17 protein-coding genes and 1 pseudogene are annotated in these 15,698 nt (G+C 63.9%); 6 read left to right on the plus strand and 12 right to left on the minus strand.

Going from position 1 to position 15,698, the window contains the following annotated elements; translation table 11 throughout:
- Positions 1–7 precede the first annotated feature (7 nt).
- The 7 genes from purE to Q0S71_RS19800 all read right to left on the minus strand — a co-directional run bounded on the left by purE (position 8) and on the right by Q0S71_RS19800 (position 6,915).
- Complete coding sequence (gene purE / locus Q0S71_RS19770) at positions 8–517, minus strand: 5-(carboxyamino)imidazole ribonucleotide mutase (protein WP_295999695.1); 510 nt, start codon at positions 515–517, stop codon at positions 8–10.
- Position 518: 1 nt separating this feature from the next.
- On the minus strand, positions 519–1,415 hold the full coding sequence (locus Q0S71_RS19775) for a phosphoribosylaminoimidazolesuccinocarboxamide synthase (protein ID WP_295999696.1): 897 nt from the start codon (positions 1,413–1,415) through the stop codon (positions 519–521).
- 120 nt (positions 1,416–1,535) lie between these two features.
- On the minus strand, positions 1,536–2,600 hold the full coding sequence (fba, locus tag Q0S71_RS19780) for a class II fructose-bisphosphate aldolase (RefSeq protein ID WP_295999701.1): 1,065 nt from the start codon (positions 2,598–2,600) through the stop codon (positions 1,536–1,538).
- Positions 2,601–2,877: 277 nt separating this feature from the next.
- On the minus strand, positions 2,878–4,326 hold the full coding sequence (gene pyk, locus Q0S71_RS19785; RefSeq protein WP_295999703.1) for a pyruvate kinase: 1,449 nt from the start codon (positions 4,324–4,326) through the stop codon (positions 2,878–2,880).
- A 162-nt stretch (positions 4,327–4,488) separates the two neighbouring features.
- Complete coding sequence (locus tag Q0S71_RS19790) at positions 4,489–5,709, minus strand: phosphoglycerate kinase (protein WP_295999706.1); 1,221 nt, start codon at positions 5,707–5,709, stop codon at positions 4,489–4,491.
- Positions 5,710–5,774: 65 nt separating this feature from the next.
- Complete coding sequence (locus Q0S71_RS19795) at positions 5,775–6,107, minus strand: AzlD domain-containing protein (RefSeq protein ID WP_295999714.1); 333 nt, start codon at positions 6,105–6,107, stop codon at positions 5,775–5,777.
- Positions 6,100–6,915 carry an AzlC family ABC transporter permease gene (locus Q0S71_RS19800; protein WP_295999722.1) on the minus strand — a complete coding sequence of 272 codons (816 nt, stop codon included), beginning with the start codon at positions 6,913–6,915 and terminating at the stop codon, positions 6,100–6,102. Before Q0S71_RS19800 ends, Q0S71_RS19795 begins: the two co-directional genes overlap by 8 nt.
- Before the next feature lie 281 nt (positions 6,916–7,196).
- Here Q0S71_RS19800 and Q0S71_RS19805 point away from each other — a divergent pair, with 281 nt between their 5' ends.
- The 4 genes from Q0S71_RS19805 (at position 7,197) to Q0S71_RS19820 (ending at position 9,585) form a co-directional block, all read left to right on the plus strand.
- Positions 7,197–7,400 carry a zinc-finger domain-containing protein gene (locus tag Q0S71_RS19805; RefSeq protein WP_295999723.1) on the plus strand — a complete coding sequence of 68 codons (204 nt, stop codon included), beginning with the start codon at positions 7,197–7,199 and terminating at the stop codon, positions 7,398–7,400.
- A gap of 44 nt (positions 7,401–7,444) precedes the next feature.
- Positions 7,445–7,867, plus strand: a complete 423-nt coding sequence (locus Q0S71_RS19810; RefSeq protein ID WP_295999725.1) for a nuclear transport factor 2 family protein — start codon at positions 7,445–7,447, stop codon at positions 7,865–7,867.
- Between the two features lie 134 nt (positions 7,868–8,001).
- On the plus strand, positions 8,002–8,982 hold the full coding sequence (locus Q0S71_RS19815) for an alpha/beta fold hydrolase (protein WP_295999727.1): 981 nt from the start codon (positions 8,002–8,004) through the stop codon (positions 8,980–8,982).
- 15 nt (positions 8,983–8,997) lie between these two features.
- Positions 8,998–9,585 (plus strand): DUF2946 family protein, encoded by a 588-nt coding sequence (locus tag Q0S71_RS19820; protein ID WP_295999728.1) that lies wholly within the window; start codon positions 8,998–9,000, stop codon positions 9,583–9,585.
- A gap of 37 nt (positions 9,586–9,622) precedes the next feature.
- Here the strand turns inward: Q0S71_RS19820 and Q0S71_RS19825 are convergent, their stop codons facing one another.
- On the minus strand, positions 9,623–11,296 hold the full coding sequence (locus Q0S71_RS19825; RefSeq protein WP_295999754.1) for a M48 family metalloprotease: 1,674 nt from the start codon (positions 11,294–11,296) through the stop codon (positions 9,623–9,625).
- Positions 11,297–11,461: 165 nt separating this feature from the next.
- Here Q0S71_RS19825 and moaC point away from each other — a divergent pair, with 165 nt between their 5' ends.
- A complete protein-coding gene (gene moaC / locus Q0S71_RS19830; RefSeq protein ID WP_295999732.1) occupies positions 11,462–11,965 on the plus strand; it encodes a cyclic pyranopterin monophosphate synthase MoaC in 504 nt (167 codons plus the stop codon).
- A gap of 166 nt (positions 11,966–12,131) precedes the next feature.
- A complete protein-coding gene (locus Q0S71_RS19835; RefSeq protein ID WP_295999741.1) occupies positions 12,132–12,851 on the plus strand; it encodes a flagellar brake protein in 720 nt (239 codons plus the stop codon).
- 66 nt (positions 12,852–12,917) lie between these two features.
- On the opposite strand, the gene Q0S71_RS19840 is transcribed toward Q0S71_RS19835, so the two are convergent.
- The 4 genes and pseudogenes from Q0S71_RS19840 to sucC form a co-directional block, all read right to left on the minus strand.
- Entirely contained in the window at positions 12,918–13,388 is a 471-nt protein-coding gene (locus Q0S71_RS19840) for a pilin (RefSeq protein WP_295999744.1), read from the minus strand.
- A gap of 199 nt (positions 13,389–13,587) precedes the next feature.
- Positions 13,588–14,178: an FHA domain-containing protein gene (locus Q0S71_RS19845; protein WP_295999746.1), complete on the minus strand. Its 591-nt coding sequence runs from the start codon at positions 14,176–14,178 to the stop codon at positions 13,588–13,590.
- Positions 14,179–14,297: 119 nt separating this feature from the next.
- Entirely contained in the window at positions 14,298–15,179 is an 882-nt protein-coding gene (gene sucD / locus Q0S71_RS19850) for a succinate--CoA ligase subunit alpha (RefSeq protein ID WP_295999748.1), read from the minus strand.
- A gap of 13 nt (positions 15,180–15,192) precedes the next feature.
- Positions 15,193–15,698, minus strand: a pseudogene (sucC, locus tag Q0S71_RS19855) (succinate--CoA ligase subunit beta); the annotation flags it as partial.

Genomic DNA, 15,698 nt, shown 5'->3' on the forward strand with positions numbered 1-15,698 from the left:
GGGCGCATCATTCCAGCGGCAGTGTCATGGCCTTGGCGGCCTCGGTTTGGGTCAGGCGGAAGGCTTCGAGCTGCCCGGCCAGCGCCTCGTCGCCGGCGGCGAGCATGGCCACCGCCGTCAGCGCGGCGTTGGCGGCGCCCGCTTCGCCGATGGCGAAGGTGGCCACCGGCACGCCCTTGGGCATCTGCACGATGGACAGCAGCGAATCCTCGCCGCGCAGGTATTTGGACGGCACGGGCACGCCCAGCACCGGCACGATGGTCATGGCCGCGACCATGCCCGGCAGGTGGGCCGCGCCGCCGGCGCCGGCGATGATGGCGCGCAGGCCGCGCGCCCGCGCGCTCCTGGCGTAGGCGTACATCTCGTCGGGCATGCGGTGGGCGGAAATGACTTGCGCCTCGAACGGCACGCCGAACTGCTTGAGGATGGCGACCGCGTGCCGCATCACGTCCCAGTCCGACGACGAGCCCATGATGACGCCGACCAGCGGCGTGGTGTTCAACTGTTGCTCCGTCATGTCAGGCCTTCAGCTTTTGGCCGGTCAGGCGCTCGATGGCTTCGAAATACTTGGCCTGGGTTTTCTCGATGACGTCGGCCGGCAGCGCCGGCGCCGGCGCCGTCTTGCCCCAGTCGGTCAGCGTTTCCAGGTAGTCGCGCACGAACTGCTTGTCGAAGGACGGCGGCGACATGCCGGGCGCGTAGGAATCGGCCGGCCAGAAGCGCGAGGAATCGGCCGTCAGCACTTCATCCATCAAGTGCATGACGCCGTCGTCGTCGAGGCCGAATTCGAACTTGGTGTCGGCGATGATGATGCCGCGCGTGGCCGCGTACTCGGAGGCGGCCTGGTACAGGGCGATGCTGACGTCGCGCATCTTAGCGGCCAGTTCGGCGCCGATGCGGCTTTCCATGTCGGCAAAGCTGATGTTTTCGTCATGCTCGCCGAGGTCGGCCTTGGCGGCCGGCGTGAACAGCGGCTCGGCCAGTTTCTCGGCCTGCCGCAAGCCGGCCGGCAGCGCGATGCCGCAGATGCTGCCGGTGGCCAGGTAATCCTTCCAGCCCGAACCGATGATGTAGCCGCGCACGACGGCCTCGACCATGATCGGCTTGAGGCGCTTGGCGACCACGGCGCGGCCCCTGACCTGCTCCACCTCGCCGGCCGCGACCACCGATTCCGGCGCCACGCCGGTCAGGTGGTTGGGCACGATGTGGCCCAGCTTCTCGAACCAGAAGTCGCTCATCTGATTCAGTACCATGCCCTTGCCGGGTATAGGCTCGCCCATGACGACGTCGAAGGCCGACAGGCGGTCGGTGGTGACGATCAGGATTTTGTCGTCGCCGACAGCGTAATTGTCGCGGACTTTGCCGTGGCCGAGCAGTGGCAGGGACTGGATGGTGGTCTGGTAGAGGCTGTTCATAGCGGAGGGGGTGTAGTGTAAGCGGTATAGAAACACGAAAACCGGCGGAGGCTGGGCCTTGCGCGCCGGTCGAGAGAGTCGGGCCGATCCGGAGGACGACGGCCCGTTCCAGACGAGATTTTACTTCACAATCTGGGCCAGCTCACCGGCCTTGTAACGTTCGGCCATTTTTTCCAGTGGAATGACCTTGATTTTCGAGGCCTGGCCTTCGCAGCCGAAGGCCTGGAAGCGGGCCCGCACGATGGCTTCGGCGGCGGCCCGGGCCGGTTTCAAAAAGTCGCGCGGATCGAATTTCGACGGGTTTTCGAACAGGAACTTGCGGGTCGCGGCCGTCATCGCCAGGCGGATGTCGGTGTCGATGTTGATCTTGCGCACGCCGTGGCGTATGCCTTCCTGGATTTCCTCGACCGGCACGCCATAGGTTTCCTTCATGTCGCCGCCGAATTCGCGGATCATGGCCAGCAGTTCCTGCGGCACCGACGACGAGCCGTGCATCACCAGGTGGGTGTTGGGGATGCGGGCGTGGATTTCCTTGATGCGGTCGATGGCGAGGATGTCGCCGGTCGGCTTGCGGGTGAACTTGTAGGCGCCGTGCGAGGTGCCGATGGCGATGGCCAGCGCGTCGCACTGGGTGCGCTGGACGAAGTCGGCGGCCTGCTGGACGTCGGTCAGCAGCTGCTCGCGGGTCATGGCGCCGTCGGCGCCGTGGCCGTCTTCCTTGTCGCCCATCATGGTTTCCAGCGAACCGAGCACGCCCAGCTCCGCTTCCACGGTGACGCCGATGGCGTGCGAGAACTTGACCACTTCGCGCGACACTTCGATGTTGTAATCGTAGGAGGCGACCGACTTGCCGTCCGCTTCGAGCGAACCGTCCATCATCACCGAGGTGAAGCCGGAGCGGATCGCGGCCTGGCACACGGCCGGCGACTGGCCGTGGTCCTGGTGCATGACGACCGGGATGTGGGGATAGGCTTCGACGGCGGCGTCGATCAGGTGGCGCAGGAAAGGTTCGCCGGCATATTTGCGGGCGCCGGCCGAGGCTTGCATGATGACCGGGCTGTTGAGCGCGTCGGCGGCGGCCATGATGGCTTGCACCTGCTCGAGGTTGTTGACGTTGAAGGCCGGAATGCCATAGCCGTGTTCGGCGGCATGGTCCAGCAGTTGACGCATGGATACGAGAGACATGGTATTACTCCAAACAATAGAAAAACCGGGTTGCCGATGGCGCTACCCGCAGCGGCCGCGCCGCAGGGCTGGGTAAGGCCGGCCGCGCTGGGGCGGCGGGATCGGACTTATCTTTCTGATGTTGCGGTGCTGCTGTCTGACTGCTGCTTTACTGCTTTACTGCTTAATTCCGCGGCAACTAGGCCGGAGTCATAAGCCGGGGTCATAAGCCGGGGTCAGGACCGGGGTCAGACCACGGTCTTAACCCCGGTCTTGACCCCGGCGCCGCTGCAACTAATTACGCGAACTCGCCCACTTTGACGATCTTCAGCGCGTTGGTGCCGCCGACCTGCCCCATCGGCTCGCCCCAGGTGACGACGATCATGTCACCCTTTTTGACGATGCCCTTTTCCACCAGCAAATCCTCGGCCTGCTTGAGCACGGCCGCGCTGTCGGTGTTTTGCTGCAGCTGGAACGAGCGCACATTGCGGTACAGCGTCGCCTTGCGCTGCGTCACCACGCTCGGCGTGAGCGCGAAGATCGGCGTGCCGATGTTGTGACGGCTCATCCACAGCGCCGTCGAGCCGGACTCGGTCAGCGCCACGATGGCCTTCACCTTCAGGTGGTGGGCGGTGAACAGCGCGCCGTAGGCGATCGACTGGTCGATGCGGGTGAAGGTGACGTTGAGGAAGTCGGCGTCGAGCTTGTTGTACTCGGACTGCTCGGCTTCGACGCAGATCGCGGCCATCATTTCGACGGTTTCGATAGGATAGCGGCCCGACGCGGTCTCGGCCGACGTCATCACGGCGTCGGTGCCGTCGAGCACGGCGTTCGCCACGTCGGACACTTCGGCGCGGGTCGGCACGGCGTTGAAGATCATCGATTCCATCATCTGGGTCGCGGTGATCGCCAGCTTGTTGGACGCGCGCGCCATGCGTATCATGCGCTTTTGCAGCGCCGGCACGGCCGCGTTGCCCACTTCCACGGCCAGGTCGCCGCGGGCGACCATGATGCCGTCGGAGGCGTCGAGGATTTCCTGCAGCACGGGAATGGCTTCGGCGCGCTCGATCTTGGCGATCATCATCGGCTTGTGGCCGTAGGCCTCGCCGGCGATGTTGGCCAGCTGGCGCGCCATTTCCATGTCGGTCGCGCTTTTCGGGAAGGAAATGGCCAGGTAGTCGGCCTGGAAGGACATCGCGGTCTTGATGTCTTCCATGTCTTTCGCCGTCAGGGCCGGCGCGGTCAGGCCGCCGCCCTGGCGGTTGATGCCCTTGTTGTTCGACAGCTCGCCGCCGATTTTGACGGTGGTGAAGATTTCGTGGCCGACGATTTTATCGACGATCAGCACGATGAGGCCGTCGTTCAGCAACAGCAAGTCGCCATTGTTCAAGTCGCGCGGCAGGGCCTTGTAGTCGAGGCCGACGCGTTCCTGGTTGCCCAGTTCGCCGTTGTCGCCCCACTTGGCGTCGAGGATGAACTTGTCGCCGTTGACCAGCTCGATCTTATTGTTTTCAAACTTGCCGACGCGGATTTTCGGGCCCTGCATGTCGGCCATGATCGCCACTTCGCGGCCGCACTCGGCCGCCGCTTCGCGCACCAGGCGGGCGCGGTCGATATGGTCTTGCGCCTTGCCGTGCGAAAAGTTCAAACGCACGACGTCGACGCCGGCGCGTATCATTTTGACCAGCACATTGAAATCAGTGGAAGCTGGGCCTATCGTTGCGACAATTTTGGTACCACGGGACATAAAAATCCTTGATCGTTGGGTCAGACGGCAGCCTGCGCGGAGCGTGTAGCCGCGGCGCAGGCCAGGAAAAAAGACGATATACCTGTAGTAAATTTACAGGCTTCCCCGAATTTTACTGTGATTATCGGTAGCTTCCTACATTTCACCGCCGATTCCGTTAATTTACGACTTCGCCGCGGCGCGCTGCACCAGGATGTCGACGGCCGGCAGGATCTTGCCCTCCAGGAATTCGAGGAAGGCGCCGCCGCCGGTCGAGATGTAGCCGATCTTGTCGGTAATATCGTATTTGGCGATGGCGGCCAGCGTGTCGCCGCCGCCGGCGATCGAAAACGCCTTCGAGTGGGCGATCGCCAGCGCCAGCGTCTTGGTGCCCTCGCCGAACTGGTCGAACTCGAACACGCCGACCGGACCGTTCCAGACGATGGTGCCGGCCGCCGCGATCTGCGCGGCCAGCATCTGCGCCGTCTTCGGGCCGATGTCGAGGATCATGTCGTCGTCGGCGACGTCGGCCACGTCCTTGACGGTGGCCACGGCCGTCGGCGAAAACGCCTTGGCGCAGACCACGTCGACCGGGATCGGCACGGTGGCGCCACGGGCGGCCATCATGTCGATGATGGCCCTGGCTTCCTCGACCAGGTCGGCTTCGACCAGCGACTTGCCGATGTTCAGGCCGACGGCCTTCATGAAGGTGTTGGCGATGCCGCCGCCGACGACCAGGTTGTCGACCTTGTCGGCCAGCGCCTTCAAGATCGACAGCTTGGACGACACTTTCGAGCCGGCGACGATGGCCAGCAGCGGACGGGACGGGGCGCCCAGGGCCTTGCCCAGCGCGTCGAGCTCGGCGGCCAGCAGCGGGCCGGCGGCCGCGATGGGCGCGTACTTGGCGATGCCGTGGGTCGACGCCTCGGCCCGGTGGGCGGTGCCGAAGGCGTCGTTGACGTAGATGTCGCACAGGGCGGCCATCTTTTGCGCCAGCGCGTCGTCGTTCTTTTTCTCGCCGTGGTGGACGCGGACGTTTTCCAGCAGCACGACCTGGCCGTCCTGCAAGGCTTCCAGGCCGGCGCCGTCGATCCAGTTTTGTTTCAGTTCCACCGGCTGGCCCAGCAGCTCGGCCAGGCGCGCGGCGACCGGCGCCAGGCTGTCGCGCGGCTGGAACTGGCCCTCGGTCGGCCGGCCCAGGTGGGACGTGACCATCACCTTGGCGCCGGCTTCCAGCGCGGCCTTGATGGCCGGCACCGAAGCGCGGATACGCGTGTCTTCGGTGATGTTGCCGGCATCGTCTTGCGGCACGTTCAAGTCGGCGCGGATGAAGACGCGCTTGCCTTGCAGCGCGTTGTGGGCGATCAGATCCTGCAGACGGATGAAGTTCAGAACAACTTGCATGGCAACCCAGTGACGAGTGGAAGGGAGAGCGCTATTTTACAGCAAGGAGCTGGCGACTTTTCCGTTTAAGAAAAAACATGCAACAAGCGCAAAGCGGTAAAAACGGCCATGCCGACGACGATGGTTTGCAGCATATTGCGGCGGATTAAATAAAACATGATCGCGACCACGGCGCCTATCAGTTTCGGATTGCTCAAGGCCAGTTGCAAATGGCCGTCGTTGACCAGCACGTCGGGCGCGATGATGGCCGCCAGCGCGCAGGCCGGCGCGTAGCGCAGCATTTCCTGTACCCGTTTCGGGATCGTGATGTGGTGGCCGACCAGCCAGAACGAGCTGCGCGTGGCGGCCGTCGCCACCGCCAGCACACCGATCACGGCCCAGATTTCCCAGTCAGTCATGGCGGCCCTCCTTGTTGCGCGGCCGGGCCGGCGCGTTTTTGCCCGACCACTTGGCCGACCATTGGGCCGACAATTCCTCGACCGCCATCGCGCTGACCATGCCCAGCACCACCGCCGTGAGCAAGCCCAGCTTGTACGGCAGGCCGGCCGCCGCCACCGCCACGAAGCCGGCCACCAGCACGCCGCACAGCGCGGCCCAGTTGGCCACCAGCGGCACCATGATGCACACGATGGCCAGCGTGCCGGCGAAGCCCAGGCCCCATTCGGCCGGCACGGCGGCGCCGAGGAAGATGCCGGCGATGGAGCCGATCTGCCACGCCGCCCAGTTCGGATACAGCAAGCCTTTCAGATAGGACAGCTTGCCGCGCGCCGGCGCCTCGCTCGGATAGCGCTGCATGAACAGCGCCACCGTCATGTCGCCGGTGACGTAGCCGAGCAGGAAGCGCGAGCGCCACGGCAGGTGGGCGAAGTGCGGCGCCAGCAGCGCGGAAAAAATCACGAAGCGCAGGTTGACCACCAGCGCGGTGACGAAGATGACCCAGATCGGCGCGTGCGCCAGGATCAGCGGCAGCGAGGCCAGCTGCGCCGAGCCGGCGAACACCAGCAAGGTCATGGCCAGCGCCTGCGGCACCGTCAGCCCGGTCTTGACCATCGCCACGCCCACCACCAGGCCCCAGGCGCCGATGCCGAACAGCGTGGGGATGCCGTCGCGCAAGCCGTCGCGCCAGGCCGGCTCGTCGTGCGCGGCGACACAGGCCAGCGTCGCCGGCGCGCTGACGGCCAGCGGCGGGCTGCTCAAATCATTCATGTGGGATTCCAGCAACAGCGACGCGCCGCGACAACGCGGCCGGCCGCCGTCCCCGCGGTGGCAAGGGCGAAGCCGGGCAGCCCGGTGCGGTGGCGAACATCGGCATGGGTCGCGGTGTCATTTTGGTGCCGCGCGCGTTGTCGGAAAAAACACTATCGCAGGCGGACTAGGAATTATTAAGGCGCTATTTTACCGATGAATTTTACACTATGCGCAATTCCGTTAAAATCGTGGTTTTAAATGCGACGCCCGCCCGGCGTCGGCCTCAGGAGAATGACACGATGACCAACGCCAACACGTCCGCAGTAGCAGCAGTCGAGCTCGACGGCAAAGACTTGCCCGCCCACTGCCCGAACCCAGCCATGCCGCTGTGGTCCTCGCACCCGCGCGTGTTCCTGGAATTCAACCACGACGGCATCGCCAAATGCCCGTACTGCGGCACCGCCTACCGGCTCAAGCCGGGCGTCGTCGCCGGCCACCATTAATTAGTCATCCAATCAGCGGCCAGCGAGCGGCGCCGGGAGCGAGCATGAAACGCCAGAAAGAGTTGAACGGCAGCGCCGTCGAAGTCGAGGCGGCTTTTTACGACGCGCTCAACCGCGCCGACGTGGCGTCGCTGATGGCGCTGTGGGCCGACGACGAAGAGATCGTCTGCATCCATCCCGGCGGGCCGCGCCTGATCGGCCACGCCGCCATTGGCGCCTCCTGGGCCGCGATCCTCGAACATGGCGGCCTGCACATTTTGCCGTCGCAGCTGCACGAGACGCATAACCTGATGAGCTCGGTGCACACGGTGGTCGAAGGCACGACGGCCGCCAGCGGCGAGCCGGCCCACCTGCTGGCCACCAATGTTTACGTGAAAACGCCGCGCGGCTGGCGCATCGTGTTGCACCACGTGTCGGTGGCGCCGGGTCCGGTGCCCATCGACAGCCGGGCCCAGATTCTGCATTAAAGAACGACAGCCTGAAACGAGGTCAACGTAAAATGGGGTCGGACACACGGTGTCGAATGATGCACTCGACACGGTGGTCCGACCCCGATACAGCCGCCCCGATATCACTCCGACACCACCGATACGAGCGCAGCATGGACTACACCGCCCCTTTCTGGCTGCCCAGCGGCCACTTGCAAACCATCTACCCGGCCACCTGCATCAGCAAGCCGGCCGTGCCGTTCCGGCGCGAGCGCTGGGACACGCCGGACGGCGACTTCATCGACGTCGATTTCGTCGACGGCCGGCCGGGCCGGCCCTTCGTCGTGCTGTTCCACGGCCTCGAAGGCTCGTCCGACAGCCACTACGCGCGCGCGCTGATGGCCGACGTGGCCGCGCGCGGCTGGTCGGGCGCGGTGCCGCACTTCCGCGGCTGCTCGGGCGAGGCCAACCGCGCGCCGCGCTTCTACCACTCCGGCGACGCCGCCGAAATCGACTGGATCGTGCGCCGCTTGCATAAACGCAGCGACGGCGGCAAGTTCTACGCGACCGGCGTCTCGCTGGGCGGCAACGCGCTGCTGCGCTGGCTGGGCGAATCGCAGCACCAGGCCGATTTCGTCGACGCGGCCTGCTCGGTGTCGGCGCCGCTGGACCTGGCCCAGGGCGGCATCTCGCTGTCGAGCGGCTTCAACCTGGTCTACACGCGCATGTTTTTGCAAACCCTCAAACCCAAGTGCATCGCCAAGCTGAAACAGTTCCCCGGCCTGTTCGACCTCGACGCGCTGCACGCGGCGCGCGACCTGTACGCCTTCGACAACGTGGTCACGGCGCCCCTGCACGGCTACCGCAACACCGACGACTACTGGGACCGCGCCAGCGCCAAGCACGTGCTCAACGACATCACCGTGCCGACGCTGGTGCTGAACGCGCAAAACGATCCCTTCCTGCCGGGCCGCCACCTGCCGCGCCAGGCCGCGCCGACGGTGGTGCTCGATTATCCGCGACAGGGCGGCCACGTCGGCTTCGCCGTCGGCGCCCTGCCGGGCCGGATCAGCTGGCTGCCGCAGCGGCTGATCCATTTCCTCGAAGGTGCGACCAACGACGCGGAAATGTGCGAAGCTGTGGCCCACCCCTGACCTCCCGCGGCCCACATGGATGAGATCGTAAAACTGGCCATCGCGAAATGGCCGCACGTCCCGCACTGCTACGGCTGGCTGGGCCTGGACGCGCGCGGCCACTGGCGCATGCGCGACGAGCGCGCCCAGCAGCTGGGCCTGGCCGGCGACAAGGTGGGGCACGCGGCCCTGCTGGCTTTTATCGCGCGCAACTACGGCCATGACGAACGCGGCTGCTGGTTTTTCCAGAACGGCCCGCAGCGCGTTTACCTGAACCTGGAAGCGACGCCCTACATCGTGCGCACCGACCCGGTCCACGGCTGGCTGCTGCACACGGGAGAACAGCTGGGCGCGCCGCACGCGGCCTACCTGACCGACGGCGGCGAACTGATCTTGCGCAGCGGCGACGTCGTCGCCCAGCTCGACGACCGCGATGTGGCGCAGGCGCTGGCCGGACTGGAGCTATATGGCCGGCCGGCCGGCGACGATGCGTTGCTGGCCTGGCTCGAGCACGGCGTCGAAGCGCTGACGCTGCGCATGGGAGCGCAGCTGCTGACGGTGCAGCGCCTGCCGCGCGAGCAGGTCGCCAGCCACTTCGGCTTCGTGCGCGCCCCGGCGCCGTGACGCCGGGCCCGCCACCCTATCGGCCCAAAATGCGTCCCTACTGATTCGACTTATGCAGCGCATCGAGATCGCGGAAGGGAGCCGGGCTCAAGCGCGAGTGGAAGCCATGGGCGGCATCGGCATCGACACCCTTGTCCTTATCCTTGCCGGTGGTGGAAGCCTCGACCTTGAAGCCCGGCGCCTGCACCATCAAGTCGCGCTTGTCCTTTTCGCCCATGATGTCGCGCTGGCGCGCCTGCAACTCGCGTTCGCGGGCATCGATCACGGCCTGGTCGTAAAACGACGCGTCCGGCGCCTTGCGTCCCAGCGCCAGCTGGTCCAGCGCCGACAGCACGCCGCCCTGCAACACATAGGACTCGGCCAGCGCCAGATGCTGCAAGGCCTGCTTGCCCAGGGCCGAATACGCCTGGGCCAGCAAGTCATACAATTCCGGCTCGGCCTTGTACAGCTGCACCTGGTCGCGCAGATAATGGGCGGCCAGCTCCGCCTGGCCGGCGGCGATCAGCGCCTCGGCATACTTATGCGCGATGCCGCGCGACAGCGGAAACCGGCCGCGCGCCAGGTCGGCGTCGGCCAGCGCCTTCTTGAGCATCACCGGGTCCTTGCTCTGCGCCAGTTCGATTTCCAGTTCCGTGTAGGCGAAAATCGAACTCGGCGCGACCGGCTTGGCGGCGCCGTAGACGCCCGGCGTGACCTTGTCGACGGTGGCGCGCGCCTTGTCGAGCCAGCCCTGCGCGGCCGCCGTGTCGCCCCGCTTCAGCGCCACGAAGGCCATGCCGTATTGGGCCGCCGCGGTCTGCTGCCGGCTCTGCTGCAACATCTGGTTGTCGAAGAAGACGGTGGCGTCGACCAGGCCCTGCGCGCTGTCATCCTGCAACACGCGGGCGCGCGAACGCACCAGGTAAAAATCCTCGCTGTCGAGGCGCTGCTTGTAGGGCTGCTCGCGGATGCGGGCCTGGATGTCGGCGATGCGCTCGGTCGTCAGCGGGTGGCTTTGCAGCCAGGCCGGCGTGAAGTCGCTGTAATTGCGCATCGACGTTTGCAGGCGCTGGAAGAAGGCCACCATGCCCGAGGTGTCGAAGCCGGCCGCGCCCATGATCTGGAAACCGACGCGGTCGGCCTCGCGCTCGGCGTCGCGGCCGAAATTGAGCTGACGCTGGATCGCCAGGCCCTGGCCGGCCGCGAACACGCCGAGGCCGACATCGCCGCCGCCGCCGGCCTTGGCCGCCAGCACGGCGAGGATGATGGCGGCCAGCGGAATGAGCACATCCTGGCGCTGCTTGCCGAGCTGGCGCGCGATGTGGCGCTGCACGACGTGGCCGATTTCGTGACCCAGCACCGACGCGAGCTCGGACTCGCTCTGGGCCGCCAGCAGCAGCGCCGAGTGGACCGCGATGAAGCCGCCCGGCAAGGCGAAGGCGTTCAGCTGCGTATCGCGCAGGCAAAAGAAGTAAAAGTCGAAATTGGCTTCGCCGCGCGCACCGGGACGGGCGTCGACCAACGCGTTGCCGAAGTTGTTCAGGTATTCGAGGATGGGGTCGTCGTCCAGGAAATCGTGATCGCGCCGGATATCGTTCATGATTTCCTCGCCCAGCTTGCGCTCCATCAGCGGCGACAGCGCTTCGCGCTCGGTGTCGCCCAGGGTCGGCAGGTTCGACTGTTTGGGCGGCGGCGGCAGCGTCTGCGCCGCGCTCATGGGAACGGTGCACATCAGGATGGCGGCCAGCACGCGCGCCAGGCGGGTGCGGACGGGGCGGCGGGCGGCGGTGGGCGAGCGTTTTGATTTCACGGTGATATCATACCCGTAACCACCGCCCCGACGCACACCGCCGGCCAGCGAAATTTTTGTGACGAACCACTCTTTCCACCTATTCCCATGACTTCAAGCACCACCACGCCGGCCGAACAGCTGAGCCATTTCGACGCCGCCGGCCAGGCCCACATGGTCGACGTCGGCGCCAAGCAGGACAGCCACCGCGTCGCGCTGGCCAGCGGCACCATCCGCATGAAGCCGGAGACGCTGGCCCTGATCATCGGCGGCACCGCCAAGAAAGGCGACGTGCTCGGCATCGCCCGCATCGCCGCCATCATGGGCGCCAAGCGCACCAGCGACCTGGTGCCGCTGTGCCACCCGCTGGCGCTGACGCGCGTCACCGTCGACTTTGAAACGGACCCGGCGCAGTCCAGCGTCCATTGCAGGGCGCAAGTGGAAACCTATGGCAAGACCGGGGTGGAAATAGAAGCGCTGACGGCGGTGCAGGTCGGCCTGCTGACCATCTACGACATGTGCAAGGCCGTCGACCGGGGCATGGTGATGGGCGAGATTCGGGTGCTGGAGAAGCACGGCGGCAAGAGCGGCGACTGGAGCTCCACCAGCTGAGTGCGCTATTCGCCGGAATCGGCACCCGACGTTCATCGCCCCCCTCGCTGTATTGTGACAGGAAGTTGGCGGGTATATAATAAAAACAATGTTTTCACGCATGTGTCCATGGCTCGGCCAGGACGAGCATTCCTCCACACACCATGCGGGTCAAAAGGGCTGACGAATGACAAGTACTACTCCGCCGAGCGCGCCGAACGAAGCCAAGACTCAAGAATACGAATTTGAACAGATGAACCTGCAGGTCGGGGGCAGGATCCAGTTCATCACGCATCGGACCATCAAGCCCATCCAGCACTTCTCGACCGTCATCGGCTGGGTCAAGGACGAGTATATGATCGTCAAGATCCCACATGAAAACGGCGGGCCGATCGCGCTCAACGACGGCGACAAGCTGACCATCCGGGTCTTTTCCGGTGTCAACGTCTGCTCGTTTTCCTGCACCGTGCAGCGCATCATGCTGCGGCCGCTGTATTACGTCCACCTGTCGTTCCCGACCTCGATCCAGGGCACCAGCCTGCGTACGGCGATGCGGGTCAAGGTCGACATTCCGGCCCAACTGTCGTGGGCATCGGGCAATGTATCCGTGTTTTTGGTCAATTTGAGCGTGTCCGGCGCACTGATCGAATCGGCCAAGAAGCTGCCGGAGGATGAGCCGGCGGTCGACCTGTCGTTCTACCTGATCGCCCAGCCCGGCAATCGCCAGGTGCGCGTCAATCCGCACGCGACCATCCGCAATATCAACGTGGTCAAGCCGGCCTCGGCCGACAAGGAAGAAGTGTTCACATACGGCGTGCAATTCATCGACCTCGATCCGGTCCACTACACGATGCTGCAAAACCTGACCTATGAAGCGCTGATCGCCGACCGCCAGAAGATTGTTTGAGCGCGGTTTAATTCTGGACGTAAAAAAACCAGGCCGATGGCCTGGTTTTTTTGAGCGGCAAGAATATTAGTTATTCTTGAGGATCGTATTAACTGCTGCCGTTGGGGCAGTGATAGTCGTGGAAGTAGTCCAACGCACACTGGTGCCACCGGCTGGCAGAGCTGGCGTAAAGGTGATGGTTTTGCTATCAACAGTGGTGCCGAGGCCGGTTTGCAGGGTCAAGGTAATGATACCAGTGGTGGCGGTAGCAGCGGACAAGACTTCTTTGGTAGCGGTCAGTACCGGAATCGGCTTATTGGCGTTTGCATCGTTGCAAGTAGACAGATCGCCACCGGCTTCTTGTGCGCACAATGCAACTGCCGCTTTCAACGGGTCGGCCGCCGACATTGCATTCGCCAACTTGGCTTTAATCGTGTAATCGCTGTACGCAGGAATTGCCACTGCTGCCAGAATACCGATAATAGCGACAACGATCATCAGTTCGATCAGGGTGAAGCCGGCTTGTGCTTGTTTCTGGATCATTTTCATCGATTTCATTTTGAGCTCCTGGGTAAGTAAATTAATTGGGTGGGACACAGGGATAAGAGCAATTGCCGTGCCAGCCCATTTCTTTAGCAAAACCACGAGATTTTCGACAAAAACTGTCACTTTTCAGATTGCTGCTGACTTTTATTGTCAGTTGCCGTGACGCAATTTGTCAGGCCATGCGCAAAATTCGTCACTGTGACATTTTTTGTCAGCCCATGCCGACGATGCGGAACGCCATTTGCGTGCCGCTCAGGTCGATCACATCACCATGCTCCAGCCGCAGCGGCTGCCTTCCGACGGCGGCGCCATTAACCAGCGGCGCCCGTTCACCCTCAACGTGGGCGATGGTATAAGCATCCACGCCGCGATTGATGACCACCACCTGCACGCCGGGCCGGCCCAGCGTCGTCAGCGGCTTGCTCAAATCCATCTGCTTGCCGGCATTGTTGCCGTTCAATACGGCGATTTGCGCCAGCAGCGGTCCCGCCGCGGCCGCCATCACCGGCCGGATGCCGTCGGCCACGAACTGCACATGATACTTGGCGATCTTGATACTGTCCTCATGTTGCAGGAAATGCTTGCCGATGCGGTGGCCGTTCACAAACGTGCCATTCGTGCTGTGCAAGTCTTCCAGGAAGGAATCGTCGAGGATGGTGACGATGACGGCGTGCTCGCCGCTGACCGATGGATGGCCGAGCACGATATCGTTGTGGCGATGCCGGCCCAGCGCCATGCGCTCTTTGCTGAGCGGCACTATCTGCTCGACCGTTCCCTCGCGCGATATGATGATCTTCGCCAAAACTGATCCACCTTTCCTCGGTTCCATTACAACTAGACATCTAGATAATAGGCTACCAAACAATAACGGGGAGCACATGGCTCCCCGTTATATTGACTAACAGTCTACCCTGTTGTCAATTACAGCATGGCCTTCAGCAAACGCGCCATTTCCGACGGGTTCTTGGTGACGGTGATGCCGCAGGCTTCCATGATTTCCAGCTTCGCTTGCGCGGTGTCGGCGCCGCCCGAGATCAGCGCGCCGGCGTGGCCCATGCGCTTGCCCGGAGGTGCGGTGACGCCGGCGATGAAGCCGACCACTGGTTTCTTCATGTTGTCCTTGATCCAGTAAGCCGCGTTGGCTTCGTCCGGACCACCGATTTCGCCGATCATGATGACCGCGTCGGTATCAGGATCGTCATTGAACATCTTCATGATGTCGATGTGCTTGAGACCGTTGATCGGGTCGCCGCCGATGCCGACTGCCGACGACTGGCCCAGACCGAGGGCGGTCAGCTGGCCGACCGCTTCATAGGTCAGCGTGCCCGAACGCGAAACGACGCCGATACGGCCGCGCTTGTGGATGTGGCCTGGCATGATGCCGATCTTGATTTCGTCAGGCGTAATCAGACCCGGGCAGTTAGGGCCCAGCAGCAGGGTCTTGGAACCCGACTTGGCCATGCGGTCCTTCAAAGCCATCATGTCACGGACAGGAATGCCTTCGGTGATGCAAATGGCCAGGTCCATCTCGGCTTCGACGGCTTCCCAGATCGCGGCGGCGGCGCCCGCTGGCGGCACGTAGATGACCGACACGTTGGCGCCGGTTTCTTTTTTCGCTTCGGAAACGTTGGCGAAAATCGGAATGCCTTCGAAATCTTCACCGGCCTTCTTGGGATTGACGCCGGCGACGAAGGCGGCCTTGCCGTTCGCGTAATCGCGGCACATGCGGGTGTGGAACTGGCCGGTCTTGCCGGTGATCCCTTGGGTAACGACTTTGGTATCTTTATTGATCAGAATGGACATGTTGATTCCTTAATTAAGCGTGACCGGCAGCGGCGGCGACGACGCTCTTGGCTGCATCTTCCATGGTATCGGCAGCGATGATAGGCAGACCGGATTCGGCCAGCATCTTCTTGCCCAGGTCTTCGTTGGTGCCCTTCATGCGGACCACCAGCGGCACTTGCAGCGACACGGCTTTCGACGCGGCGATGACGCCCTCGGCGATCACGTCGCAGCGCATGATGCCGCCGAAGATGTTGACCAGGATGGCTTTCAGGCCAGGGTTCTTCAGCATGATCTTGAACGCTTCGGTCACCTTCTCGGCCGTGGCGCCACCGCCGACGTCGAGGAAGTTGGCCGGCTCGCCGCCGAACAGCTTGATGGTGTCCATGGTGGCCATGGCCAGGCCGGCGCCGTTGACCAGGCAGCCGATGTTGCCGTTCAGGCTGATGTAGGCCAGATCAAACTTGCTGGCTTCGACTTCGGCCGGGTCTTCTTCGTCCAGGTCGCGGTAGGCGACGATTTCAGGGTGGCGAAACAGCG

This window comes from Rugamonas sp., assembly GCF_025354735.1.
GTDB lineage: Bacteria > Pseudomonadota > Gammaproteobacteria > Burkholderiales > Burkholderiaceae_D > Rugamonas.

Bases quoted from the DNA above. Each gene is read 5' to 3' on its own strand.
- purE (WP_295999695.1), bottom strand. From the start codon at position 517: ATGACGGAGCAACAGTTGAACACCACGCCGCTGGTCGGCGTCATCATG.
- Q0S71_RS19775 (WP_295999696.1), bottom strand. From the start codon at position 1,415: ATGAACAGCCTCTACCAGACCACCATCCAGTCCCTGCCACTGCTCGGC.
- fba (WP_295999701.1), bottom strand. From the start codon at position 2,600: ATGTCTCTCGTATCCATGCGTCAACTGCTGGACCATGCCGCCGAACAC.
- pyk (WP_295999703.1), bottom strand. From the start codon at position 4,326: ATGTCCCGTGGTACCAAAATTGTCGCAACGATAGGCCCAGCTTCCACT.
- Q0S71_RS19790 (WP_295999706.1), bottom strand. From the start codon at position 5,709: ATGCAAGTTGTTCTGAACTTCATCCGTCTGCAGGATCTGATCGCCCAC.
- Q0S71_RS19795 (WP_295999714.1), bottom strand. From the start codon at position 6,107: ATGACTGACTGGGAAATCTGGGCCGTGATCGGTGTGCTGGCGGTGGCG.
- Q0S71_RS19800 (WP_295999722.1), bottom strand. From the start codon at position 6,915: ATGAATGATTTGAGCAGCCCGCCGCTGGCCGTCAGCGCGCCGGCGACG.
- Q0S71_RS19805 (WP_295999723.1), top strand. From the start codon at position 7,197: ATGACCAACGCCAACACGTCCGCAGTAGCAGCAGTCGAGCTCGACGGC.
- Q0S71_RS19810 (WP_295999725.1), top strand. From the start codon at position 7,445: ATGAAACGCCAGAAAGAGTTGAACGGCAGCGCCGTCGAAGTCGAGGCG.
- Q0S71_RS19815 (WP_295999727.1), top strand. From the start codon at position 8,002: ATGGACTACACCGCCCCTTTCTGGCTGCCCAGCGGCCACTTGCAAACC.
- Q0S71_RS19820 (WP_295999728.1), top strand. From the start codon at position 8,998: ATGGATGAGATCGTAAAACTGGCCATCGCGAAATGGCCGCACGTCCCG.
- Q0S71_RS19825 (WP_295999754.1), bottom strand. From the start codon at position 11,296: ATGTGCACCGTTCCCATGAGCGCGGCGCAGACGCTGCCGCCGCCGCCC.
- moaC (WP_295999732.1), top strand. From the start codon at position 11,462: ATGACTTCAAGCACCACCACGCCGGCCGAACAGCTGAGCCATTTCGAC.
- Q0S71_RS19835 (WP_295999741.1), top strand. From the start codon at position 12,132: ATGACAAGTACTACTCCGCCGAGCGCGCCGAACGAAGCCAAGACTCAA.
- Q0S71_RS19840 (WP_295999744.1), bottom strand. From the start codon at position 13,388: ATGAAATCGATGAAAATGATCCAGAAACAAGCACAAGCCGGCTTCACC.
- sucD (WP_295999748.1), bottom strand. From the start codon at position 15,179: ATGTCCATTCTGATCAATAAAGATACCAAAGTCGTTACCCAAGGGATC.